The 22,803-nt window shown below is 70.3% G+C and carries 21 protein-coding genes and 1 pseudogene; 9 read left to right on the top strand and 13 right to left on the bottom strand.

Going from position 1 to position 22,803, the window contains the following annotated elements; translation table 11 throughout:
* Positions 1 to 298: 298 nt before the first annotated feature.
* The 8 genes from D457_RS0103210 to fbaA all read right to left on the bottom strand — a co-directional run bounded on the left by D457_RS0103210 (position 299) and on the right by fbaA (position 9,578).
* Complete coding sequence (locus D457_RS0103210) at positions 299 to 1,204, bottom strand: phosphoribosylaminoimidazolesuccinocarboxamide synthase (RefSeq protein WP_017579199.1); 906 nt, start codon at positions 1,202 to 1,204, stop codon at positions 299 to 301.
* Positions 1,205 to 1,692: 488 nt separating this feature from the next.
* The gene (gene purD / locus D457_RS0103205) at positions 1,693 to 2,943 is read right to left on the bottom strand and encodes a phosphoribosylamine--glycine ligase (protein ID WP_017579198.1); all 1,251 of its coding nucleotides are present in this window, start codon (positions 2,941 to 2,943) and stop codon (positions 1,693 to 1,695) included.
* A gap of 48 nt (positions 2,944 to 2,991) precedes the next feature.
* A complete protein-coding gene (locus D457_RS0103200; protein WP_017579197.1) occupies positions 2,992 to 4,275 on the bottom strand; it encodes an adenylosuccinate synthase in 1,284 nt (427 codons plus the stop codon).
* A 274-nt stretch (positions 4,276 to 4,549) separates the two neighbouring features.
* A complete protein-coding gene (locus D457_RS0103195; protein WP_017579196.1) occupies positions 4,550 to 4,966 on the bottom strand; it encodes a DUF3151 domain-containing protein in 417 nt (138 codons plus the stop codon).
* 45 nt (positions 4,967 to 5,011) lie between these two features.
* Positions 5,012 to 5,722 (bottom strand): hypothetical protein, encoded by a 711-nt coding sequence (locus D457_RS0103190; protein ID WP_239645997.1) that lies wholly within the window; start codon positions 5,720 to 5,722, stop codon positions 5,012 to 5,014.
* Positions 5,710 to 6,936 carry an ABC transporter permease gene (locus D457_RS0103185; protein ID WP_239645996.1) on the bottom strand — a complete coding sequence of 409 codons (1,227 nt, stop codon included), beginning with the start codon at positions 6,934 to 6,936 and terminating at the stop codon, positions 5,710 to 5,712. The genes D457_RS0103190 and D457_RS0103185 overlap by 13 nt, the downstream gene beginning before the upstream one ends.
* Before the next feature lie 167 nt (positions 6,937 to 7,103).
* Positions 7,104 to 7,880, bottom strand: a complete 777-nt coding sequence (locus tag D457_RS0103180; protein WP_017579193.1) for an ATP-binding cassette domain-containing protein — start codon at positions 7,878 to 7,880, stop codon at positions 7,104 to 7,106.
* A gap of 675 nt (positions 7,881 to 8,555) precedes the next feature.
* Positions 8,556 to 9,578, bottom strand: coding sequence for a class II fructose-bisphosphate aldolase (fbaA, locus tag D457_RS0103170; RefSeq protein WP_017579191.1), 1,023 nt, complete (start codon positions 9,576 to 9,578; stop codon positions 8,556 to 8,558).
* Between the two features lie 431 nt (positions 9,579 to 10,009).
* Between fbaA and D457_RS0103165 the strand changes: the two genes are divergently transcribed.
* Positions 10,010 to 10,393: a RodZ domain-containing protein gene (locus D457_RS0103165; protein ID WP_017579190.1), complete on the top strand. Its 384-nt coding sequence runs from the start codon at positions 10,010 to 10,012 to the stop codon at positions 10,391 to 10,393.
* A gap of 105 nt (positions 10,394 to 10,498) precedes the next feature.
* Here D457_RS0103165 and pyrE read toward each other — a convergent pair whose 3' ends face one another.
* Positions 10,499 to 11,032, bottom strand: coding sequence for an orotate phosphoribosyltransferase (gene pyrE / locus D457_RS0103160; RefSeq protein ID WP_017579189.1), 534 nt, complete (start codon positions 11,030 to 11,032; stop codon positions 10,499 to 10,501).
* Positions 11,033 to 11,099: 67 nt separating this feature from the next.
* Between pyrE and cutA the strand changes: the two genes are divergently transcribed.
* The 3 genes and pseudogenes from cutA (at position 11,100) to D457_RS31770 (ending at position 12,745) form a co-directional block, all read left to right on the top strand.
* Positions 11,100 to 11,441 carry a divalent-cation tolerance protein CutA gene (gene cutA, locus D457_RS0103155; RefSeq protein WP_017579188.1) on the top strand — a complete coding sequence of 114 codons (342 nt, stop codon included), beginning with the start codon at positions 11,100 to 11,102 and terminating at the stop codon, positions 11,439 to 11,441.
* On the top strand, positions 11,438 to 12,019 hold the full coding sequence (locus tag D457_RS0103150; RefSeq protein ID WP_017579187.1) for a hypothetical protein: 582 nt from the start codon (positions 11,438 to 11,440) through the stop codon (positions 12,017 to 12,019). Before cutA ends, D457_RS0103150 begins: the two co-directional genes overlap by 4 nt.
* Positions 12,020 to 12,088: 69 nt before the next feature.
* Positions 12,089 to 12,745 (top strand): annotated as a pseudogene (locus D457_RS31770) (GNAT family N-acetyltransferase).
* Here the strand turns inward: D457_RS31770 and D457_RS0103140 are convergent.
* The 3 genes from D457_RS0103140 to D457_RS0103130 all read right to left on the bottom strand — a co-directional run bounded on the left by D457_RS0103140 (position 12,715) and on the right by D457_RS0103130 (position 14,509).
* Positions 12,715 to 13,308 (bottom strand): hypothetical protein, encoded by a 594-nt coding sequence (locus D457_RS0103140; protein ID WP_017579184.1) that lies wholly within the window; start codon positions 13,306 to 13,308, stop codon positions 12,715 to 12,717. The pseudogene D457_RS31770 and the gene D457_RS0103140 overlap by 31 nt on opposite strands.
* A gap of 215 nt (positions 13,309 to 13,523) precedes the next feature.
* Entirely contained in the window at positions 13,524 to 13,703 is a 180-nt protein-coding gene (locus D457_RS0103135; protein WP_017579183.1) for a DUF397 domain-containing protein, read from the bottom strand.
* Positions 13,700 to 14,509 carry a helix-turn-helix domain-containing protein gene (locus D457_RS0103130; protein ID WP_026116282.1) on the bottom strand — a complete coding sequence of 270 codons (810 nt, stop codon included), beginning with the start codon at positions 14,507 to 14,509 and terminating at the stop codon, positions 13,700 to 13,702. Before D457_RS0103130 ends, D457_RS0103135 begins: the two co-directional genes overlap by 4 nt.
* Positions 14,510 to 14,816: 307 nt before the next feature.
* Between D457_RS0103130 and D457_RS0103125 the strand changes: the two genes are divergently transcribed.
* From D457_RS0103125 to D457_RS0103115, 3 genes are all read left to right on the top strand, one after another.
* Positions 14,817 to 15,371: an ATP-binding protein gene (locus D457_RS0103125; RefSeq protein ID WP_039830917.1), complete on the top strand. Its 555-nt coding sequence runs from the start codon at positions 14,817 to 14,819 to the stop codon at positions 15,369 to 15,371.
* Positions 15,372 to 15,616: 245 nt separating this feature from the next.
* Entirely contained in the window at positions 15,617 to 16,084 is a 468-nt protein-coding gene (locus tag D457_RS0103120) for an ATP-binding protein (protein WP_017579180.1), read from the top strand.
* Positions 16,081 to 16,503, top strand: coding sequence for a hypothetical protein (locus D457_RS0103115; RefSeq protein ID WP_017579179.1), 423 nt, complete (start codon positions 16,081 to 16,083; stop codon positions 16,501 to 16,503). The genes D457_RS0103120 and D457_RS0103115 overlap by 4 nt, the downstream gene beginning before the upstream one ends.
* A 362-nt stretch (positions 16,504 to 16,865) precedes the next feature.
* Here the strand turns inward: D457_RS0103115 and D457_RS0103110 are convergent, their stop codons facing one another.
* Positions 16,866 to 17,621 carry a hypothetical protein gene (locus D457_RS0103110; RefSeq protein WP_026116280.1) on the bottom strand — a complete coding sequence of 252 codons (756 nt, stop codon included), beginning with the start codon at positions 17,619 to 17,621 and terminating at the stop codon, positions 16,866 to 16,868.
* Between the two features lie 229 nt (positions 17,622 to 17,850).
* On the opposite strand from D457_RS0103110, the gene D457_RS0103105 reads away from it, so the two are divergent.
* Both D457_RS0103105 and D457_RS0103100 read left to right on the top strand, forming a co-directional pair.
* Positions 17,851 to 20,820, top strand: a complete 2,970-nt coding sequence (locus tag D457_RS0103105; protein ID WP_026116279.1) for a sigma-70 family RNA polymerase sigma factor — start codon at positions 17,851 to 17,853, stop codon at positions 20,818 to 20,820.
* A 199-nt stretch (positions 20,821 to 21,019) separates the two neighbouring features.
* Positions 21,020 to 22,780 (top strand): NYN domain-containing protein, encoded by a 1,761-nt coding sequence (locus D457_RS0103100; protein ID WP_026116278.1) that lies wholly within the window; start codon positions 21,020 to 21,022, stop codon positions 22,778 to 22,780.
* Positions 22,781 to 22,803: the final 23 nt, after the last annotated feature.

Below are 22,803 nucleotides of genomic sequence, written 5' to 3'. Positions count from 1 at the left end.
GCGGGTTTGCCCCGAAATGTTGCGGCCATCTTGCGTGTGACCTGCGCAGCCTTGAACCGGTGGGTTCGCGATGACTCTATAGCAAGCACTACACATGAACAGGCCCAGAACGTGGTATACCCGCAGATCGCGGTTGAAGTCCCGCCAAACGGCCAAAGAGGCATTACGCCGGAGGGAGAGACCGAGGGTCGTACGCATGGCTGTCCGTTACTTCGGCGTTGCATACGACCACACCACCATACGCGCTCCCACAGCCGAAACGACGTCCGCGTGCGCTGAATCACGCGGACGGCGTCGGTCACAGGGCGGGCTTGGTGCCGGTCAAGCGCTCGTAGATCTCCGTGTAACGGGACAGAGTGTGCTCCACCACGTCGGCCGGAAGTTCCGGCGGGGGCGTGTCCGACGCGCGGTCCCAGCCGGAGGCCGACGAGGTCAGCCAGTCGCGCAGGACCTGCTTGTCGAAGGACGGCTGGGCGCGTCCCGGGCTCCACTCGTCGGCCGGCCAGTAACGGGACGAGTCCGGGGTGAACACCTCGTCGGCCAGCACCAGGTCACCGGCGGTGTTGCGGCCGAACTCGAACTTGGTGTCGGCCAGGAGGACACCGCGTTCCCGGGCGATGTCCCGGCCGCGCCCGTACACCCGCAGGGTCAGGTCCCGCAGCTCCGCGGCGAGCTTCTCCCCGTGCCGGTCCGCCACGACCTCGAACGACACGTTCTCGTCGTGGTCGCCGACCTCGGCCTTGGTGGCCGGGGTGAAGATCGCCTCGGGCAGTTCGGAGCCGTCGGTGAGCCCTTCGGGGAGCGGCACCCCGCACACCGTGCGGTCCATCCGGTACTCGGCCAGTCCGGAACCGGCCAGGTAGCCGCGGGCCACGCACTCCACCGGGACCATGTCCAGCCGCTCACAGACCAGCGTGCGACCGGCCCAGTCGGCGGGTGCGCCCTCGGGAGGGGTGTCCGAGACGACGTGGTTGGCCACCAGGTCGCCGAGCCGCTCGAACCACCACAGGGACAGCTGGGTGAGCAGGCGGCCCTTGCCGGGGATCTCCGTGGGCAGCACCCAGTCGTACGCCGAGACCCGGTCGCTGGCCACCATCACCAGCTCGCCGGAGGCCGTCGAGTACAGGTCGCGCACCTTGCCGGTGTGCAGGTGGGTGAGCCCCGGAACCTCGACGGGCTCGGGGACGGTGACGAAGCCGCTCATGACGCTACCTGTCTTGTCGAGAGTGCTCCGGCCTTCAGCCCGGAGGTGAATCGGGTCTGATTTGCACGATGCGCTCATGGTTACGTACGTTCTGTATTGGTGGCTGGTGATAACCACACTTGTCGCTGCGTCGCCGCCGGGCAGGCGGAGACGTGAAATGCCTGCGGAGGCCAGGTAAGACCGGGGAACTCGCTTTTCCGGCACAGGCCGGTGAAACAGGAACCAGCTGTCGCCGCGAGGCGCGCAGTGCCACTGGCCCGCGAGGGCGAGTCGGAATCCCCGTCAGTACCCGGCGGGGAGGATGCCAATCTCTGGGTTTCGGTGCGAACCCCTCCAGTATCGCGTTCCCGCTGTTCCGAACGTTCAGGCGGCCCCCACGGACCGCACGGGACACGGCGTGCGCGATACAGCGGGCCCGCCCGCGCACGGCGAAGGGCCCCCGGCGGTTGCCGAGGGCCCCTCTCACGCTCTCGCGTCGCTTCCGGGTACTAGACCTCGGCCGCGGCACGTTCGGCGATGTCGGTGCGGTAGAACGAACCGCGCAGTTCGAGGCGGCTGGCCGCCTCGTAGGCGCGTTCACGGGCCTGGCGCAGGTCCGCGCCGGTCCCGACCACGTTCAGCACGCGGCCGCCGTTGGACTTGATGTCGCGCACCCCGTCCCAGGCGGTGCCCGCGTGCAGCACGTAGGCGCCCTCAAGGGCGTTCGCGGCGTCCAGGCCGCCGATGAGGTCGCCCTTGACCGGGTCGCCCGGGTAGTTCTCGGCGGCGACCACGACGGTCACCGCGGCACCCGACTTCCACTGGAGCGAACCGATCGAACCCAGACCACCGGTGTCGGTCGCCTGCAGGACCGCGCCGATCGGGGTGGCCAGCCGGTCCAGCACGACCTGGGTCTCCGGGTCGCCGAAACGCGCGTTGAACTCCACCACGCGCGGACCCTTCGAGGTCAGCGCCAGGCCCACGTAGAGCAGACCCTGGTAGCGGTGGCCGCGGCGGTTCATCTCCGACACGGTCGGCCGCACGACCGACTCCATGACCTCGTCCACCAGACCGGCGGGAGCCCACGGCACCGGGGCGTAGGCGCCCATACCGCCCGTGTTGGGGCCCTGGTCGCCGTCGTAGGCGCGCTTGAAGTCCTGGGCGGGCAGCAGCGGCAGCGCGTGCGCGCCGTCGGTGAGCACGAACAGCGAGACCTCGGGGCCGTCGAGGAACTCCTCGATGACGACCCGGCCGCACTCGCGGGCGTGCTGCTCAGCGAGCGCGCGGTCCTCGGTCACCACGACGCCCTTGCCCGCGGCCAACCCGTCGTTCTTGACGACGTAGGGTGCCCCGAACTCGTCGAGGGCCTCGGAGACCTGGCCGGCGCTACGGCACACGCGCGCCTTGGCGGTGGGTACCCCGGCCGCCTCCATGACCTCCTTGGCGAAGGCCTTGGAGCCCTCCAGGTGCGCGGCCTCCTTGTCGGGGCCGAAGACCGGGATACCGCGGTCGCGCAGGGCGTCGGCCACCCCGGCCACCAGCGGCGCCTCCGGGCCGATCACGACCAGCTCGGCGCGCAGGCGCGCGGCCAGTTCGGTCACGGCCAGCCCGTCCGTCACGTTGATGACGTGGTTCTCGGCCAGGTCGGAGATCCCCGGGTTGCCGGGAGCGCTGTGAATGCTGGTGACGCCCGGATCAAGGGACAGAGCTCGGACGAGTGCGTGCTCGCGGCCTCCGCCGCCGAGAACGAGGGCTTTCACTACAGTGGGCCTCTTCTTCTACTGAAGGGAAGAACGGGTGGTCGCCGGTCAGACCAGGGAACGCAGCTGAAGGGTCTCCTCGCGGCCCGGCCCGACACCGATGGCGGAGATCGGGGCTCCGGCCATCTTCTCAAGAGTACGCACGTAGTCCTGCGCGTTCTTGGGGAGCTCCTCGAATTTGCGCGCGCCCGTGATGTCCTCGGACCAGCCGTCGAAGTACTCGTAGATCGGCGTCGCGTGGTGGAAGTCGGTCTGCGTCATCGGGATCTCGTCGTGACGCACGCCGTCCACGTCGTAGGCCACGCACACGGGGATGCGGTCCAGGCCGGTGAGCACGTCGAGCTTGGTCAGGAAGAAGTCCGTGATGCCGTTGACGCGCGTGGCGTAGCGGGCGATCGGCGCGTCGAACCAGCCGCAGCGGCGGTCGCGGCCGGTGGTGACGCCGTACTCGTGGCCCTGGGTGCGCAGCCAGATCCCCTGCTCGTCGAGGAGCTCGGTCGGGAAGGGGCCGGAGCCGACACGGGTGGTGTAGGCCTTCAGGATGCCGACGACCTTGGAGATGCGGTTGGGGCCGATGCCCGCGCCCGCCGCCGCGCCGCCCGCGGTGGGCGAGGAGGAGGTGACGAACGGGTAGGTGCCGTGGTCGATGTCCAGGAGAGTGCCCTGCGAGCCCTCGAGGTAGACCGTCTTGCCCTCGTCCAGCGCCTTGTTCAGGATCAGGGAGGTGTCGGCGACGTGCGGGCGCAGCTTCTCGGCGTAGCCCAGGTACTCCTCGATGATCGGCTCGGCCTCGAGGGCGCGCCGGTTGTACACCTTGGTGAGGAGCTGGTTCTTGTCGTGGAGGGCGAGCTCGATCTTCTTGCGCAGGATCTTGGGGTCGAACATGTCCTGCACGCGCACGCCCTGGCGGGTCACCTTGTCGGCGTAGGTCGGGCCGATGCCGCGGCCGGTGGTGCCGATCTTGCCCTTGCCGAGGAAGCGCTCGCTGACCTTGTCCAGGGCCCGGTGGTAGGGCATGATCAGGTGCGCGTTGGCCGAGATGACCAGGCGGGACGTGTCCACACCCCGCTCCTGGAGGCCGCGCAGCTCCTCGAAGAGCACGCCCGGGTCGATGACGACGCCGTTGGCGATGACCGGCACGACGTTCGGGGACAGGATGCCTGAGGGCAGCAGGTGGAGGGCGTATTTCTGGTCGCCGATGACCACCGTGTGCCCGGCGTTGTTGCCGCCCTGGTAACGGACCACATAGTCCACGCGGTCGCCGACCAGGTCGGTCGCCTTGCCCTTGCCCTCGTCGCCCCACTGGGCACCCACGAGCGTGATCGCCGGCATTGGTCTCTACCTCTTCGCTCGACACCTGACCGGGGCATTTCCGGCCCCGAACATGGAAGAACCCCTGGCGCAAGGCAGCGACAGGGGCCGTTGCGTATTGAGCGTACACGACCTGCGCATCCGGGTTAAGAGGGGCACTGCGGCCCTTGCGCCACACGGTTCCGAGGTGCTTTGTGCGCAGGCCTTTTCCCCGGGCGGGCCGGTCCGGTTCGTGGAGGGAACCGGACCGGCCGGACTGTCGCGAGGGCTACGGGTGCTGCGGGCGCTGCCTGACTCAGCCGTTGAGGGCCTTGTCGGCCTCCGCGCTGGACTCACGGAGGAAGGTCGCGCAGCGCTCGGCCTCCTCGGCGTCGCCGATCTGCTCCGAGGCCTTGCCCAGGGAGTGCAGGGCGCGCAGGAAGCCCTGGTTGGGCTCGTGCTCCCACGGGATCGGGCCGTGGCCCTTCCACCCGGAGCGGCGCAGCTGGTCCAGCCCGCGGTGGTAGCCGGTGCGGGCGTACGCGTAGGCGGCCACCGGCTGACCGTCGGCCAGGGCCAGCTCGGCCAGGCGGGCCCAGGCGGCGGAGTAGGACGGGAAGCGACCGGCGACCGGGGTGGGGTCGTCGGCGATGGCCAGGGCCTCGCGCGCCTCGGGGTCGTCGGACAGGCGCGTCTCGGGCGGCTCGTTCAGCAGGTTCTGGTGCAGGTTCATGCCCCCATCCTGCCACCGGGCGCGGTGTCTCCCGGAGCGCCGGGCTCAACCCGTCTCCGCACTGCGCCGTCGGACCCGGGCGGTGGAGCCGTGCGTCAGCGCGTGCGCCGCCACCGCGGCGGTGGCCAGTCCGAGGACCAGCGCGGGCAACGTCACCCCGGTGAGCAGGTCCGGGGCCCGCCACCCGTCCGATCCCACGTATGCGTACGGGCTCACCCGGTTCAGCCCCGGCACCGTGTTGCAGGCGGCCGCCCCCAGGAGGATCCCCGCCAGCGCGACCAGCCCGGACGGCACCGCCCCCAGGAAGGGCGCCAGCAGGTACACGGCGGACACCGCCAACAGGACGTTGGTCACCAGCAGCCATGAGTTCTCCGCCTCCGACGCGGAGGGCAGCAGCGCCAGCGCGGCGCCGCCGAGCAGCAGCACGCCGAGCGCGGCCACCGCGGCCGCCCGGACCCGGGTACGGGCACCGCCCAGCCGCTCCCACTCCCACAGGCGGGGCCGGTTCGCCCACGCCCCGACCGCGGCCGCGCACACGCACAGCAGTTCGGCGACGGGGACCCGCTGTTCCTCGTTGGGCCAGTCGAACACCGCCACCGGCACCACGGTGCCCGAGGAGGCCAGCCCCAGAACCACCGCCGCGACGGCCGCGGCCAGGGCGTACAGCATCGGCAGCAGGGCGGGGCTTAGCGGGGTGAGTACGGTGCCCGGTGTCCAGCGGCCCGATGGCCAGCGGCGTGGTGTCACGGTTGCCACGGCAGCTCCTCCGGTTCCACCTCGCACGCCGCGATCCGCTCCTCGTTCCGGCTGATCCAGTCCCGGACCTCGTCGGGGTCGGGGGTGGCCTCCGCGGGTGATCCGTCGCCGGAGGAATCAGGGAAGGGCCGCGAGGCGAGCCACGTCTCCAGCTCCAACAGCGCGCTCATCCGCCGCTGTTCCGGGGTTGCCCCCACGTCCGTGCTGCCCACGCCCTCGGAGCCGCACACCCACGGGCCGGGCACCAGCCAGACGGCGGCCTCCCGAGATACCTGCTGGTACGGGTCCCAGCCCGGATAGACGCGCGCCCAGAGCACGCCGTGCTCCTCGCTGTACAGCACGTCGTCGTCCTCGGTGGCCAGGCTGCGGTCGCGCACCTGCGCGGGAAGGGCTTCGGACGGCCCGTAGGCGGCGAAGACCGGCGCGGCTAGTTCGACGATCAAGGTGAGTTCGTCCGCGTGCCCCTCGTGCACGCAGTAACGGATGCCATCGCGTTCCGCGCAGACCTCGGAGCCGCCCGGGGCATAGGTCACGAGCGGGAACACGTACAGGTGGGGCAGGACGGCGGCGATCGCCACCGCGGCCACCGCCGTGATCTGCGGGGCCGACCATCCGTGCGGGGCCCGCAGCAGCCAGGCGGTCGTCCACGCGGCGGCCGTCACCAGGAGCAGGAAGAACCCCAGCCGGTAGAAGCTGAGCGCGACGCTCTCCTGGTTGCCCAGCGAAAGAGTGAACGGAAGCTGGAGCGACAGCGCGGTCCAGGCGTCGGCGAGCAGGGGCATGCTGGTGCACATGAAGACCAGCCCGATCGCCACCGGGACCGCGATCGGCCCGCGCAGGGCGACCCCGCACAGGTAGCCGAGCAGGGTGAGGGCCGCGAAGCCGGTCAGCGCCCCCAGGATCGGCACCGGCTGCGGCACACCCGCGCCCTGGGCAGCGACGGCGGCGGCCAGCGGGAGCAGCCCCACCAGATAGGCGGCCAGGCACCAGCCGGTGACCACTGTCGCCTGCCGCAGCGGGAGGTCCCGCTCCATGCGGGGCTGCCAGGGCTGGGCGAACACCAGGCTCGGCCGGGTGAAGCGGGCCGCCGCCAGGGCCGCGGCCCCGGCCGCCACCACGACCGGCAGTCGCGCCTGGACCCCCACCTGTCCGGAGAGGTACACCCAGTCCAGAGCCCGCCAGGAGAGCTGGCCCCAGGTGGCTGCCAGCGTCATGACGAGAATGATCCCGGCCGGGGCCAGCACCAGCGGTGGTGGCAGCGGCCAGAAGAGCGGAGAGGCCGCCAACCGGCTCCGGAACGGGATCACGGGGCGGGCCGAGGGTGCGGACTGGTTCGCTGGCGGGCTTGTGGCGGGGCTCTCGGATGGAGTTCCAGCAGGGCTCACGGGCGTTCTCCGACCCGAGTGATCAGCTGGTCGTAGGCACGCTCGAACCCGGAGCCGTAGGCGCTCGCCCCGGAGGTGTCGTCGATCAGTGCCTCCAGCTCGGGGAAGGTCCCCTGAAACTCGATCCGGCCACCCGCCAGCACCCCGATCCGGGAGCACAGGTGCGCGACGTCCTCGATGAGGTGGGTGGAGATCAGCACGGTCCGGTCCTCGCCCAGACCGGCCACGACCTCGCGCACCCGGAGCCGCTGCCCCGGGTCGAGGCCCGCGGTGGGCTCGTCCAGGATCAGGACCCGGGGGTCATGGGCGAGCGCGGCGGCGATGCCCACGCGCTGGCGCTGCCCTCCAGAGAGGGAGCGCGTGCGCTGGTCGGCGAGTTCGGTCAGGTCGACGGAGGCCAGGGCCCGCCGGGCCGCCTCCCCGCACTCGCGGCGGTCCAGCCCGTGCGCCCAAGCGGCGTAGGCGACGGTGTCCGCCACGGTCAGCTCGCCCGCCAGGGTGAAGCGCTGCGGCACGAACCCCAGCTCGCGGCGGGCCCGGGACCGGCCGGCCCCGGTAGCCAGGTCGTGCTCCCCGATGAGCAGGCGCCCTCCCCGCACGGGGAACAGCGTCACGATGAGCGAGAGCAGGGTGGTCTTCCCCGCGCCGTTCGGACCGAGGAGCCCGGTGACCCCGGGCTCCACGGTCCAGGTGAGGGAGTCCAGGACCTTCTTCCGGCCGCGGCGGCCCCAGCCCCGGTACTCGAAGTCCAGACCCTCAGCGGTGACCCGCATGGGTCCGTCCCTTTCTCCTCACTGGAATGCGGCCGCCGAGCCCCCGACGAGCACGCAGCTCGCCACGAGCACGCCGACAGCCTCCAGGCGGACCGATCGGTTCCTGTCCTGCACGTTTCCTCATTCCGTCCGAAGGGAAAGCGCAGGAGGAATGCCCGGTCCCCCGATCCCGAAACCGGAGGTCGGAGACCCTTTTTCGAGGCTGGGCGCCCTGTGGGGAAATGCACCGGAAAGTGCACCCGGGTTTCTCCCGTCCGGGGGCAGGAGAGATCTTCTGGCCTCGTGATTCGGGCGGTCCGCAGGCGCGTTTCGTGTCGCGACCGCTGCGTGCCGCCGGGGCGATCGGAAAGCTGGTGAGCGGACAGGGGCGAGCAGGGACGAGCAGGGGACCGGCGGCGAGCGGGTCGAACAGGGGTGTCCAGAACCCGTTCCGGCGGGTGTCCCTTGCTTCCGAAACCCCTACATTCCCCGTGATCTTGCTACCAGAAGCGAAATCGGCGCCGAACTTGCTTCTGGTAGCAAGATCATCCCTGAAAGGGGGCGGGATAAAGCCGAGAAGTAGAAAGGACGGTGCCCGGCGGTCGTGACACGACCGCCGGGCACCAGGCACCGGCTGCCGGACCGCGGGGGAGCGGTCGGGCAGAGGCCCTACCGGGCAGGGGTCCTACCGGGGCCCTACTTCATCTTGTTGCCGGCGGACTTCAGGTGCTGGGCACCCTCGACCACGCGGGCGGCCATCCCGGCCTCGGCGACCTTGCCGTAGGCGCGCGGGTCGTAGGCCTTCTTGTTGCCGATCTCGCCGTCGATCTTCAGCACGCCGTCGTAGTTCTTCATGATGTGGTCGACGACCGGGCGGGTGTAGGCGTACTGGGTGTCGGTGTCGATGTTCATCTTCACGACGCCGTAGTCGATCGCCTCGTGGATCTCCTCCATGGTGGAGCCGGAGCCGCCGTGGAAGACGAAGTCGAAGGCCTTGGCCTTGCCGTACTTGGCGGCGACGGCGTCCTGGGCGGTCTTGAGGACCTCGGGGCGCAGCTTCACGAAGCCGGGCTTGTAGGAGCCGTGCACGTTGCCGAAGGTCAGGGCGGTCATGTAGTAGCCCTTCTCGCCCAGGCCCAGCACCTCGGCGGTACGCAGGGCGTCCTCCGGGGTGGTGTACAGCTTCTCGTTGATCTCGCCGACGATGCCGTCCTCCTCGCCGCCGACGACGCCGACCTCGATCTCGAGGATGGTCCGGGCGGCCTTGGAGGCGGCGAGCAGCTCGTCAGCGATCTGGAGGTTCTCCTCCAGCTCGACGGCGGAGCCGTCCCACATGTGCGACTGGAACAGCGGCTCCTGGCCCTTGGCCACGCGCTCCTTGGAGATCTCCAGCAGCGGGCGGACGAAACCGTCGAGCTTGTTCTTGGGGCAGTGGTCGGTGTGCAGGGCGATGTTCACCGGGTACTTGGCGGCGACGACGCGAGCGAACTCGGCGAAGGCGACCGAGCCGGTGACCATGTCCTTGACCGTAGCGCCGGAGAGGAACTCCGCACCGCCGGTGGAAATCTGGACGATGCCGTCGCTTTCGGCCTCGGCGAAGCCGCGCAGGGCGGCGTGCAGCGTCTGGCTGGAGGTCACGTTGATCGCCGGGTAGGCGAAGCCCTCGGACTTCGCGCGGCTCAGCATCTCGGTGTAGACCTCGGGGCTGGCGATGGGCATGGCTTGACTCTCCCTGGTTCGGCCTGGAGCGAGCGGCCGCCAGTGCGATGCTCTCGCCTGCCGAGCTCTCGCGTACTGACGGCACCCCACGTGCGTTGTCCCGGTGGAGGGACCGGAGCGTCGGGGGCGGCCCGCGGGCCGCGTGTCCGGATGTGTCCACCGGGCGTCGTCCAAGTATCCCGAATAGCCGGAGCCGTTGGAAAGGTCTAGACCAAAAAGCTCAGGATTGGCGACGTACCCGCAGCTTACGGGGACAGGAAGGAGCGCAGGGGCGGGGGTGCCGAATGGGTCGGGGGATGCTGCACGGCTATGTCACGAATGATGGTGAAGCTGTGTGTTCTGGACGACTGCTGTCGCTTTTTGTCGTGATACGCGCTACATTCGTCGCCGTGGGCAGGCATAGGAACGATCCTCGTGGCGTTGGTCAGGTGATGGCCATCGTCGGTGCCGTCGTGCTCTTGGTCACCCTGGTGGCCCTCGGCGGGTACTTCCTGTACCGCGCACTTCCGGGCACCGGAACCAGCGTCAGCGCCAACGCCTCTGAGGCGGCCGCCGACGCGGTGGAGTCCGACGAGATGGGCGTTCTCTACATCCGCGTGGTGGGCGAGTCCAGCAAGGTGTTCGTCCGGGTACCCGGCGGGGACGTACTCCTGGACCAGGAACTCACCCAGGGCAGCTCCGTGAACTACCCCAGCAACGCCAACGGCCTCGAGGTCAGCATCGGCGACCCGACCGCCGTCGAGGTCTACGTCAACGGCGACCACCGCGACGTCTCCGACCGCGACCCGGGGCACAGCTTCACCCTCAAGCCGTAAACCCATCCGAGCCCTCCGCGCCGGGGTGGGGCCCGAAGGCCCCACCGCGAGCAGTCAGTGGTCAGCGATCACCGGGGCGATCAACTGGGTTGGTCACCGGGGTGGTCAGACGTCCAGGTCGGACACCTCGAAGACGGGCCGGTACTCCAGGCCCTCCTCCTCCAGCTTCCCGCGCGCGCCGCGGTCGACGATCAGCGCGACCGCCACCACCTCGGCGCCCGCCTCACGCAGGGCCTCCACGGCCGTGAGCACCGAACCGCCGGTGGTGGAGGTGTCCTCCAGTGCCAGCACACGGCGCCCCTTGACGTCCGGGCCCTCGATCCGGCGCTGCAGGCCGTGCGCCTTGCCCGCCTTGCGCACCACGAAGGCGTCCAGCTTGCGCCCGCGGGCGTGCGCCGCGTGCAGCATCGCGGTGGCCACCGGGTCCGCGCCCAGGGTCAGGCCGCCCACCGCGTCGAACTCCAGGTCCTCGACGGTGTCCAACAGGACCGAGCCGACCAGCGGCGCGGCCTCCCCGTCCAGGGTGATCCGGCGCAGGTCGACGTAGTAGTCGGCCTCCTTGCCGGAGGACAGGGTCACCTTCCCGCGCACGACCGCCTTATCGTTGATCTGACGCAGGAGTTCATCACGTTCGCTCATGATCAGTGAGCCTAGAACACCGGGTGGGGCCGCGCGGACCTGGGCTCCCGCCCCGGAGGGGATGCCAGTGAAGGAAGAGACCGGAGTCGTTCGGGTGGAGACCACCGTCGACAGCCGCGAGGGCGCCGAGTCGGTGGCCGGTTCGGTGGTCGAGCACCGGCTTGCGGCCTGTGCCCAGGTGGGCGGGCCGATCCGGAGCTTCTACCGCTGGGAGGGCGCGACCCAGGCCGACGAGGAGTGGACGGTGGTGATCAAGACCGCCGCGGACCGCCTTGATGATCTGGTCGCGCACCTGAACCAGACGCACCCCTACGACGTGCCCGAGATCATCGCCGTGCCGGTGACCGGCGGAAACCCCGCGTACCTGACCTGGGTCCGCGACGAGACCCGCCCGGGCGGTCCCGCGTGATCACTGTTCTCCTACCCCCCACCCTCCGCGCCCCCTTCTCACTCCCCGGTGCCGCCGAGGCGCTCTCCGCCCAGGGGCACACCCCGGTGTTCCCCGACATCCCGGACGACGACACCGCCCCGCACGCCGCCCGCTACGTCGCCCGGGCGAGCCTGGAGATCGGCCGCCTCGCTGCCGACCGGGCTCCGGCGGTCCTGGTCGCCGAGGGGGACAGCGGCCCGCTTCTGGGGGCGGTCGGTGCGGCCCAGCGCTCCGCACACCGCCCCGTCCACGGCTATGTACTGGTGGACGCCCCACTGCCCCAACCCGGCAGCCCCACCCGCACCGACATCGCCAAGAACCAGCTCCTCACCGAGACTCCGCCCCGCGAGGGCGAACCCGCCGCCTACCGCACCGAGCGCCTGCCCACCGTCCCGGACTGGCCGGACGCGCCCTGCGGGTACCTGCTGACCGACCCCGCCTTCGCGCACCCCGCGCACCTGGCCGGGATGCGCGGCTGGGTGGTGCGCGACGCCACGGGAGACCGGTCCAAGGCGGCGGCCGAGCTCGCCGCGCTCATCGACGAACTCCTCCGCTGACCCCCGGGGCGGCCCCGGGGCGCCCGAAAACCAGGTGACAGCGGTGCCGGACGTCGCCATCATCAGGGCATGATCGCGGACCACTTCCCCCCGATGGGGCTACGCCTGAACACTCCCCGCCTCCAACTGCGGATGCCCTCCGACACCGACCTGTCCCAGCTGGCCGAAGCCGCCGTCGCGGGCATCCACGACCCTGAGTGGATGCCGTTCATCGTCCCCTGGACCGACCAGACGCCCCGCCGCCTGGCGTCCGGGGTCATCCAGCACAACTGGTAGGCCATGGCCTCGTGGACACCTGAGAAGTGGACGTTCAACGCGGCCGTGGTGCACGAGGGCACCGTGATCGGCATTCAGGACTTGACGGGGAAGGACTTCGCGATCACCCGCCAGGTGAGTACCGGCTCGTGGCTGACTCGGAGCCACCAGGGCAAGGGGTTGGGCACGGAGATGCGGGCGGCTGTGCTGCACCTGGCCTTCGAGTGCCTGGGAGCGGAGGCCGCGGTCACGGAGGCCTTCAAGACCAGCGAAGCCTCCCGGGGCGTGACGCGCAAGCTCGGTTACGAACTGGACGGGAGCAACCTGGTCGCGCTCCGGGGCCAGCAGGTCAGCGAGGACCGGTACCGGCTGACCAGGGAGAACTGGGAGAAGCACCGCACGGTTCCGGTGACGGTTGAGGGCCTGGAGCCGTGCCTGCCCTACTTCGGACTGGGTGAGCTGCCCGACTGACTCACGGCGGACGCTCCCGTCCCACGGAGCATGAGGACCAGGACCACGAGGGGACCGAGCAGGAAGCCCGCTCCGGTGACGACCCCGCTGACCAGCGGAACCCAGTCGGGGTGCCCCAGCAGAGCCATGAGCAGCCCGATCCCGCCGAGCACGGTGCCGTACCAGGCGACAGTCAGGATCTCGGGCTGCTTCCAATGCCAGGCGAGCGGGAAGAAGTGCAGGCCGACGACGAGGGCGACCCAGGCCACCCCGGCCTGGTCGGGGATGCTGTCGAGTCGGCTGATGGTTTGAGCCCCGCCGATGATCAGCAGCACCTCGATCGTGGTGACCATCCCGAAGAAGGCGCCGAAGCGGGGGGCGCCCGCGGAAGCGTCACCTGCCTCCGTCCGACTCTCCTTCCGCATCCCGAGTACGGCCAGACCCACGATGGCGACGGCGGCAGCCACAGCCAGGCCCCGAACCCCCATCGACACCCCCGAAGGCAGTGGCGGCCCGCTGTTGATCAGAACGAAGGCCAACCCGAACACTGAAGCGACGAAGAACCCAGCAAAACGCGCGATCATTCCTGGAAGCTACCAACCGCTATCGACGATTTGCGCTGATCTTTGGGGTCTATGTGTCCCTTGGGGGTTATTGGTTCATGAGTGAATAAATTGGGGTGCTCACCTCCCCGTGCCAGCACGCCGCTCCTCCTCGTGCCACCACGTCATCCCCGTCCAGACTGGAAATGCCGAGCCCCCGACCGATGGCCGGGGGCGGAGTTGGTTCAGGGAGAGGCTTAGGCCCGGTCGGTGCAGGCCGTGGTGAGCAGGGCGGTCCACTCTGCCCCCGGGAACGTGAGGTGCCCCAGGTTCCGGTTCTGCGTGTCCCGCAGATCCACGGCGGCGGGCGTCTCCCGAGCCTCGACGCAGTTGTTGGTGGCCCCGCTGTACGACGACTTGTGCCACTGCTGATTCATGCCTTGTCCAACCTCTTGATCTCTTCTCGGACGCGCTCCAGGGAGCTGTCCGGGGTCAGCGCCACAGCCTGGAGTGCGGCGAACAGCATCCTGCGATGTGCCACCTCGTCGGCCTCTGTGACTGACTGTCCTTCTCGGGCGTTCTCCACGTACACGGAGTCCGGACTGTCCTGCGTCACGATCACGCTGAACGCTCCGGAGTTCCCGGGGTGTTTGGGGGAGTCCACGGGAACCACTTGCAGGGTCAAGCGCTCCCGTTCCGCTAGTTCTGCGATGTATTCCAGCTGTGCCCGTGTCACCTCAGCGCCGCCGTACCGACGGGACAAAAGCGACTCGTCCACCACCAGCCACAGCTTAGGCGTTGTGGCACCTGCCAAGTCCTCGGCCCTGGTCATACGCTCCGCGACGAGCACATTCACTTCGTCCTCTGCGAGCCATGGGGCTCCATATCGCATGAGAGCCCGCGTGTACGCCTCCGTTTGAAGATGCGCTGGGAACGCCAATACTTGGTATTCGTACACGGCCGAGGCGTTCTGGATGGCGTTGGTGACTTCGTCCAGCCACGCCGGACGTCCGGTGCCGGTGAGATCGTCCCACAGGTCCTGAAGGCGTGTTCCGGTTCCCAGAACCTCGTCCAGTCGGGGGAGCAATGGCAGGGCAGGACTTCGGTAGCCACCCTCCAAGTTAGACAAATGGGAAGTACTGACCTCGACCATGGTGCCCAGCTTCGCTTGGGTCATTCCTGCGCGTTTGCGGTTCCTTGCTAGCTCACGTCCGAATCGCTTCTTGGCTTGAGGGGTCGTCATGTGCTCATTGGAACATGGGCAGGCATGGTATGTCTTCAAAATCATTCGAGACATCACGTGGTCGTTCTTTATCTCCCACAATCACGTTCTGCCTTACGAAGGCGTGGTTGGAGCGTTCATCATGGGCTGCATGCTTCAGTGATGACTTCCTATGGGGGTAGCGAAAAATGGGACAGTTCATGAAACGGTTCCTGAAGACTGTGGGAGAGGGCCAGCTCAGGGGTGATCTCCTCCGATTTGACTGTTCCAAGCCGGTGCGCGTGCGTTGGCTTGGTGCGGCTGGCTCTGCTGGTCTCGGGGTGGGGGTGTGAGCGTGCCAACGGTGGAGCTGCCGGAGGTGACGGTGCCCCTACTGGCGACCGTGCAGTCCAAGTACCGGCACTACTTCGACCCGAACTCCGGGCGGGCGCCTTTCCGGAACCGGCGATACGAGTTCGGGGCCGGACCTCTCCAAATGCCGCTGGTGCGTGCCTTCCTGAACGCCTGTGCTGAGCGGGAGGACCCCGACTACCAGGACCTGTTCACCCTCCTGGGCAGCGAACTCGCCGCCAACGCGCTCCGGCACACGCGCTCGGGGGAGCGGTTCGGCTACTACTCCCTCACGTGCGTGCGCCTGCGGGACGGACTCCGACTGACCTGTAAGGACCTGGGCATCAACACCCCGGACCCCTCTACTCCCGACAACCCTCGCTATCTGGCCGCCGACCCGAACGGGCTGGACCCGACGGTTAAGGCCGGTCGCGGGCTGGCCATGGTCAACGCTCTGGCTTCGGAGTGGGGCGACAACGGGCTTACTCAGAACCGCCAGGTCTGGTTCCACCTGCCCTACGACCTGACCGACAACCCCTGGAGTCACTTCTAGGGCCCCGGTAGGGCGGCATGGATAACCAGACCACCTGCCCAGACTCCAAAGGGCACGACTACATCCCGGACCAACCACCGGTGAAGCGCGGCAATACCGCAACGGCCACGTGCCGCTACTGCGGGCACACCATCACGGCCACACGCTGAACCCTCAACCCTCAACACCCACGAAAAAGCTCTGGCGGGTGCAGCAACACCCCCAGAGCAGGCCGACAAACACCCCTTAGAGAAAGAGTTGTCGACATGTCCATTGTGCCTCACCTGAGCCCTGACCGCTGGCAGGCGCGGATCTACCCGGGACGCCTGTCCCAGATGAGCACCGTGCGCGCGGACCTGCGCGCCGACCTGGCCGGGTTCGGCGAAGACCTGGTCGAAACGCTGACGTTGTGTGCGAGCGAGCTCGTGGCCAACGCGGTCGAGCACACGCTCTCGGGCGATTCCGGCGGCCGGGTCCTGCGGGCGCTCTTCGAGTCCGAGCCGGGTGTGCTGCGTCTGGTGGTCGTGGACGACGGCGCCCGCGAGTCCACTCCGGCGATCCCGACCGAGCGCACCGAGCAGGAGTGGCTGAGCGCCGAGCGGGGTCGGGGCCTGTTGATGGTGGAGATGCTCGCCGCGAAATGGGGCGCTTACCCGGTGGTGTCGTTCCCGTTCTGCGCGGATCTGGGCACGGCGGTGTGGGCCGAGTTCACGCTGGGCGGTGGGCAGCGATGACCGCCGTGGACACCAGGGTCAGGTCAGTTCTCGACGCCCCGCACGGAGCCCGCTTCACCCGGACCCCCGCGCCGACACCTCGCCGGGTCGCGACGGCCCCAGAGACCTTCGAAGAGCGCGAACAGCGCCTGCTCCGGCAGATGGCGGGCAACCCCAGGGTCGCCCACCGGCTCAGGAACGGTGCCGTCCCCGAGTGGATGGCCGTGGACAGGGACCGCCGCGAACAGGCCGAGCGCAAGGCCAGGCAGGCCAAGCGGTGGGAATCCGAACCCGACGACCCGTTCCCGCCGCGCAAGCCCCGCGGGCGTCACCGGGCCCCGCGGTGGTGGCGGAGTGACTGGGCGGCCTCGACGCTGACCTTCGGCATGGCCCTGGCGGCCGGGATGGTGGTCAGCCACGTCACCGCACTGCTCATGTAGGGGAGGCGAGAATTCTGTCCACAGGCTGTGGAAATGATCCGCCACAGCCTGCGGATGGCTGACCTCGGGCGGCTCAAGGTCGGGTGATCTCCCCACCACATCGTCCGCTGACATGACGAAGGCGCGCCCACCTCCCCTGTGTGAGCGCGCCTCCGGGCGCCGCGATGAGCGGCGCCTACCCGTCCGACGGTCCCGTGGGCCGCCCTCTCGTCGGGGGCCAGAGAGCCCGAGGACCCCCGTCGGACGGGCTGCCGACCGCTGCGCGCTCCGTCCCCTCTGGCGGGCGCGGCGGTCGGCTGGCCGCCGGGACCGGGCCCTCCCCCCTCAAGGAGGGCCGCACGGTCCGCGGCGGCGTCAGTGGGTCATTCGTCCTTCCGCGACCGGGACAGCCCGTCGAGCAGGGCGGTCGCCTCCCGGTGGGTGCCGGGCAGCGGGACCGACCACACGGCGGCCCCGTGCTCCCAGCCGATCCCCTTGCGCAGTTCGTCGATCTGGGCTTCGAGAGCGGGCCCGTCCTGGCTGACCACCGCGATCCGGCCCCGGCTGACCAGGCACACGGACTCGCCCCGGGTGAAGAAGCGGCTCAGTTCGTGTCCGAGCACGATCAGCCGTGCGGCGCGCTGCCAGGGGTCGAGCGCCGGATCCAGCGCCACCACCACGAGCTGGTGGCCGAACGCCGCCGGGACCGTGTCGTCCGCGCCGCGGTAGAGCTCGCTGATCCGGGTGCGCAGGTACGCCTCGCCGGCAAGGCCGGTGAGCGGGTCCTGACAGGTGTTCCGGTCCCGTCCTCCTTCGACCCAGCCTTCGGCCAGCGCACGGACGAGCGGGAGCGGCACCTGGTCCCAGCCCACGACCCGGCCGAAGGAGTCGAGGTCGTCCAGGGTCCGGCCGATCTCCACACCGGAGCGGGCCCGGGCCTCGCCGAGCTGGGCGCAGGCCCCGGACAGGTCCCGTCCGGCGGCGTACGCCTCGCAGAGGGCGTCCACGGAGGGCGTCCACCAGTCCTCGCCCGGATCCCAACCCTCTGCCCTGCTCCGGCGCCCCCACGGCGCACGTAGTCCCCGGGCGCGGTGAACCACACGGTCCCGCGCTCCGGCACCCACATCGGTCTCGCCCATGGCATAGCTCCCGGTTGTCGTTTGGCCAGGTGAACGGAGGTGGGCCCGCGCCCCCGCGGTGGGCCCCTCCGTTCGCCTTCATCTCAATCACGGAGATCGGTAGCGGCTATGACGCGGATACGGGATATTTTTCGAGCAGGTGATTCTTTGACACCGCACCCCCGCATCCAGCACCTTCCGGTTCCGGCTCGCGGCGGGGGCCGCGGGACCACTAGGGAAAGGGCGCTGGGTGACCGACGCCGAAGGTGAGCACACAGACACACTCGTCGGTGACGCGGAGATCATCGAGCGGGTGAAGGCTGGCGACAACGCCGCCTACGGAACCCTCTACGAACGCCACGCCGCCGCCGCCCGCGGCCTGGCCCGCCAGCTGCTGCGCGGTGAGGCCGAGGTCGAGGACGCGGTCGCCGAGGCGTTCACCAAGGTGCTCAGCGTCATCCAGCGCGGCGGCGGCCCCAGCGACGCCTTTCGCCCCTACCTGCTGACCGCGGTCCGCAACGCCGCCTACGACCGGGGCCGGGGGGAGAAGCGCCAGGTCGTCACGGACGACATGGAGAGCTACGACTCCGGCGAACCCTTCGTCGACCCGGCGCTGGAGGGCCTCGAACGCTCGCTGATCGCCCGCGCCTTCCTCTCGCTGCCCGAGCGCTGGCAGTCCGTGCTCTGGCACACGGAGATCGAGGGGGTCAAGCCCTCCGAGGCCGCGAGCATCCTCGGGATGAACGCCAACGGCGTGGCCGCCCTGGCCTACCGGGCGCGCGAGGGCCTGCGCCAGGCCTACCTCCAGATGCACCTGGAGGGCGGCGGCGCGGCGGAGGCCTGCCGACCCACGCTCGGCCTGCTCGGCGCCTACGTCCGCGGCGGCCTGTCCAAGCGCGACACCACCAAGGTCGACCGGCACATGGACGACTGCGCGGACTGCCGCGAGGTGTACGCGGAGCTGATGGACGTCAACGTCGGGCTGCGCGGGATCGTCCTTCCGCTGGTGGTCGGCTTCGGTGCCACGGGCTACCTCGCCGCGACCCCGGGCGGGGCCGCGACCGGCGCCTGGTGGAACCGGATGTCCCGCCGCCAGCAGCAGACCACGGCCGGGGCCGTGGCTGCCGCGGGCCTGGCTGTCGCGGTCGCGCTCGCCCTGGTCGGCGGGGAGGGCGCACCGCCGACCGACCCTCCGCCTGTGGCAGCACCCCAGGACCAGCCGCCCGCGGGGGACCCGCCCGCTGCCGGGGACCCTCCGGCCGATCCGCCCGGGCAGGACCCGGCTGACCCGGACGCCCCGGCGCCCCAACCCGTGCCCGGGGCGCCCGCGGACATCCCGGCGGCCTCGATCCCGAGCCCGTCGTCCCCGGCCGCGCCCCCGGCGGTGCCGGACCCGCCGGACCCGGACGCCCCCGAGGCCCCCCAAGCCCCCCAAGCCCCCCAGCCTCCACAGCCCCCCGAGGCGCCCGAGGAACCCCAGCCGGTGTTCGCGGCGGGCATCGACCCGGTCGGGGCGCTGATCCCGGGCAACGACGGGATCATGGTCCTGGATGTGCTCAACCTGGGGGCGGCCACCCTCGGGGACGTGCTCGCGGCCATCACCCTGCCGCCCGGGGTGGAGATGATCTCCTCCGGCGGCGCGGGCAACGCCGTCCCGATGGCGGTCGGCCACGGCGACTGGGGCTGCTCGGCGGGCAGCGGCGGCGGCGAGTGCGTGCGCACCGGTATGGAGGAAGGGGAGAACAGCACCCAGTTCTTCGACGTCCGGGTGTCGTCCGACGCCGACGTGAACGTGCCCGCCAGCGTGGTGATCTCTTCGGGCGAGGTGAGTTACCAGGCGGTCGGTGAGCGGGGGGTGACCCCGGAGGGCATCGCCGCCCGATACGCCACAGCGGGCCAGGTGCGTACGGAGGCCGTGGGTAACGCCCTGCTGACCTGTACCGAACCGGATCCGCCCCAGGGCGGCTGGCCCTGGCCCTGGTGGGGCTGGCCGGGCGGCTCGGGGGACTCTGGGGACTCGGGCGGCCAGGGGGACCTGCTGGACGAGCGCCCGATGGCCCCGCCCGGGCCCGAGTCCCAGGAGGAGGACGCCGCCGACCTGCGCCGGGCCCCCGTCGACACCGGTGCCCCTGGTGCCGGAGCGGGTGATGGGGTCGGTGGTCCCCTTGGTGAGGATGGGCTTCTCGGCGGCTCCGGGGGTGGATTCGACAACGATTCCCCGAGCGGTTCCCCGGGCAGCTCCGAGGGCGGTTCCGAAGGCGGAACGTCGGAGGACACCGAAGAGGGCGGTTCCGAGGGCGGTGCCGGGTCGGGCGGCGGCGGATCCGGGGACATACCCGGGACCGGAACCCCCGACGACCCCTCCGCCATCCCCGAGGACGGATACGGCGAGGAAGAGGAAGAGGAGAAGTCCGGGCCGTGCGCCGACGCGCGTGAGCGGGTCGGCGACAAGCTCGACAACGACAACTGGGTGATGTCCCCCCTCGACCGTGACTGGGACCCCACGACCACCTCCTCCAGCTCCGCCACCTGGGAACTCCCCGCCGGGGGTTCGGTGCGCTGGGCCGGGCTCTACTTCTCCGCGGCGGGCGACCCCGGTGCGCCCACCGCCCGGGTCAAGGGCCCGGGCATGGCCGCCTACACGACCGTCACGGCCACCGACACGCGGGTCGCCGAGCTCCCGGGCTACTCCGCCTACCAGGCGTTCGCCGACGTCACCGAGCTGGTCCGCGCAGGCGGCGGCGGTGAGTGGTGGGTCAGCGACATCCCCGCCCGGGAGGGCCGGGGCGTCCACGCGGGCTGGAGCCTGGTCGTGGTGCTGGAGGACCCGGCGATCGAGGGCTACCACCAGGCGATGGTGCTGGACGAGACTACCGCGGTCTTCCAGAACGAGACCGGGGCGCGGTTCCCGGTGTCCGGGCTGCTGCCGGAGTCGGTTCCGGCCCGGTTCCACGTGGTGGCCTGGGAGGGCGACGCCGACCTGGGCGGTGACCGGGTGCTGGTATCCGGGAACCCGGTCGCGCCCTCGGGAGGACACGGCAGTGTCGACAACGCCTTCGTGAGCTCCGCGCGCGGTGCAGTGGGGGACCCGATGACTTTCGGGACTGACGTGGTCCGATTCGACGCGGTACTCGGCCGGGAAACGGATATCCGAATCCCGTCCGGTCAGGACGCGGTTCTGGTGGGGGTTGTCGCCCTCACGGCCCCGATGCGCGCCTGAAGTCCGTTGCCGGGGTGGCCTTTGCGGGTCTGGTAAGACGACCGGAAAACCGCTGCCCACCCCAGAAAATCGGCTGTGTGTAGCAAGTCCATAACTGTCAGTGTTTGCCGATGACACGCAAAACGAGACAGACTTGGCTAGGCTGTGCCCCGGTCATGGATATGGCCCCAGAGATCGACAGGGAAGGGGGCGGTGTCACGTGGACCGCTGCGCGTTGTTCGTCGACGCGGGATACCTTCTCGCCGACGGCGCGATGGCCGTACACGGAACCCGTAACCGGGACTCCGTCGCCTGGGACTACTCCGGCCTCGTCCAGTTCCTCAACGAGGTGGCACGGGACCGGACGGGGCTGCCGCTGCTGCGCTGCTACTGGTACGAGGCGGTCGCCGACGACAGGCGCGCCCAGGAGCAGGACAGCATCGCCGACATCCCCGGCATCAAGTTCCGAGCCGCCCGGATACGTCCGGGTCGTCGCGAGGGCGTGGAGAGCTACGTCCAGCGCGACCTCACCACCCTGGCCCGTACCGGCGTCCTGTGCGACGCGGTGCTGGTCAGCGGGGACGAGGACATGGCGTCCGTGGTCGCCGACGTCCAGGACATGGGTGTGCGCGTCACGGTCGTCCACATCTCGGTGGAAGGCAACTGGACCATCTCCCGCGCGCTGCGCCGGGAGTGCGACGACCTCATCGAGATCGGCGCCGGGCACCTGCGTCCGCACGTCAGCCTGCTCTCCGGCGGTGGCTCCACCCAGGAGACGGCCGCCAAGACGACCACCCCCTTCAACAACGGCCGCGCCCGCTCGGCGCCCGAGACGCCGCGCCAGCCCGCGGCGGCCGCCAACACCGGCCGGGTCGAGCCGGTCAACACCTCCACCGGCGGCCTCGAGGCGATGTTCGCCGGAACCGGCGGTCAGCCCGTGCCCCAGGGCAGCGCCATGGAGCAGCTGCGTGCGATGCGCCGTTCGATAGCGCAACAGCGCGGCGTCGACCACCTGGCCGGACCGGGGGCGGAGAACGCCTCCTCCGGCGCGATCGACGTGAACGGCTTCCCCTCCGGCGGGCAGGTCCCGCCCGGTGTGAACGGCAACGGGTCCTACCCCGGTGCCTCCGGGGCCAACGGGGCGCACTCCGCCCCGAGCACGCCGAACGGGCACAGCGCTAACGGACACGGCACCAACGGACACGGTCCCGGCGGTCAGGGCGGCTATCCGGCCTCCGGAACCGGGGGACACCCGTCCATGCGCGGGGGTGACCCGGGCGGCTACGGGATCCCCGGAAGACCGGTGCCGCCACAGGCGCAGGGCCAGGGGCAGCCGCAGGGCCCGCCCATGACCGGTGCCCAGTCGTCCTTCAGCGGGACGGGGCCCCAGGCCTCCTTCGCCGGTACCGGGCCCCAGCGGGCCTTCGACGCCGGAACCGGGCCGCAGGCCTCGTTCGCCGACAGCCAGCAGGGCCCGCCGCAGAGAAACACGCCACCCCCCCAGCAGGATCTGAGGTTCGGAGCCGGCGAGGATCCGGGCTTCGGAGGTGGGGCGGACGCAAACCCTACCTATGGGACCAGTACGGAAACTGACGCCGCACGCCGCGGTGGCGCCGCACCCCGTTTCGGGGGAAGGCGACCTACTGGTCCCGAGTTCGACAGCCGATTCGGCCCCGCTGGATACCAGGAACCCAGTCCCAGTCCTGGATATGGCCAGCAGACGGGCTCCGCCGCGAATACCGTTGATGACGCGGTGCATGTCGCGCACAAAGAAGGGAACGACTTCGCGGAGTCGATCGCACGTGAGGCACCCGCCCTATGGGTCGAGGCCGTGCTGGCACGGAGACCCCGGATGCCCTCCGACCTGGAGGCGCGCCTGCTTCAGGGTTCCTCACTCCCGATCGACCACCTGTTGCGCGACGAGGTCCGTGACGGACTACGTCAGGGGTTCTGGCAGGCGTTGGAGCGTGCCAGGCCCTGATCGGCGCGCGCGAGTGCGAGTAG

The organism is Nocardiopsis valliformis DSM 45023 (assembly GCF_000340985.1).
In the GTDB taxonomy this organism is placed as follows: domain Bacteria; phylum Actinomycetota; class Actinomycetes; order Streptosporangiales; family Streptosporangiaceae; genus Nocardiopsis; species Nocardiopsis exhalans.
This window is presented reverse-complemented; position numbering and strand designations above follow the sequence as displayed.

What these genes read in the sequence shown, in the direction of transcription:
- D457_RS0103140 (WP_017579184.1), bottom strand. Translation starts at nt 13,308, where the DNA reads ATGATCGCGCGTTTTGCTGGGTTCTTCGTCGCTTCAGTGTTCGGGTTG.
- D457_RS0103115 (WP_017579179.1), top strand. Translation starts at nt 16,081, where the DNA reads ATGACCGCCGTGGACACCAGGGTCAGGTCAGTTCTCGACGCCCCGCAC.
- D457_RS0103130 (WP_026116282.1), bottom strand. Translation starts at nt 14,509, where the DNA reads ATGACGACCCCTCAAGCCAAGAAGCGATTCGGACGTGAGCTAGCAAGG.
- D457_RS0103120 (WP_017579180.1), top strand. Translation starts at nt 15,617, where the DNA reads ATGTCCATTGTGCCTCACCTGAGCCCTGACCGCTGGCAGGCGCGGATC.
- D457_RS0103110 (WP_026116280.1), bottom strand. Translation starts at nt 17,621, where the DNA reads ATGGGCGAGACCGATGTGGGTGCCGGAGCGCGGGACCGTGTGGTTCAC.
- pyrE (WP_017579189.1), bottom strand. Translation starts at nt 11,032, where the DNA reads ATGAGCGAACGTGATGAACTCCTGCGTCAGATCAACGATAAGGCGGTC.
- D457_RS0103185 (WP_239645996.1), bottom strand. Translation starts at nt 6,936, where the DNA reads ATGACGCTGGCAGCCACCTGGGGCCAGCTCTCCTGGCGGGCTCTGGAC.
- D457_RS0103200 (WP_017579197.1), bottom strand. Translation starts at nt 4,275, where the DNA reads ATGCCGGCGATCACGCTCGTGGGTGCCCAGTGGGGCGACGAGGGCAAG.
- D457_RS0103195 (WP_017579196.1), bottom strand. Translation starts at nt 4,966, where the DNA reads ATGAACCTGCACCAGAACCTGCTGAACGAGCCGCCCGAGACGCGCCTG.
- D457_RS0103180 (WP_017579193.1), bottom strand. Translation starts at nt 7,880, where the DNA reads ATGCGGGTCACCGCTGAGGGTCTGGACTTCGAGTACCGGGGCTGGGGC.
- D457_RS0103165 (WP_017579190.1), top strand. Translation starts at nt 10,010, where the DNA reads ATGGCCATCGTCGGTGCCGTCGTGCTCTTGGTCACCCTGGTGGCCCTC.
- D457_RS0103135 (WP_017579183.1), bottom strand. Translation starts at nt 13,703, where the DNA reads ATGAATCAGCAGTGGCACAAGTCGTCGTACAGCGGGGCCACCAACAAC.
- D457_RS0103210 (WP_017579199.1), bottom strand. Translation starts at nt 1,204, where the DNA reads ATGAGCGGCTTCGTCACCGTCCCCGAGCCCGTCGAGGTTCCGGGGCTC.
- fbaA (WP_017579191.1), bottom strand. Translation starts at nt 9,578, where the DNA reads ATGCCCATCGCCAGCCCCGAGGTCTACACCGAGATGCTGAGCCGCGCG.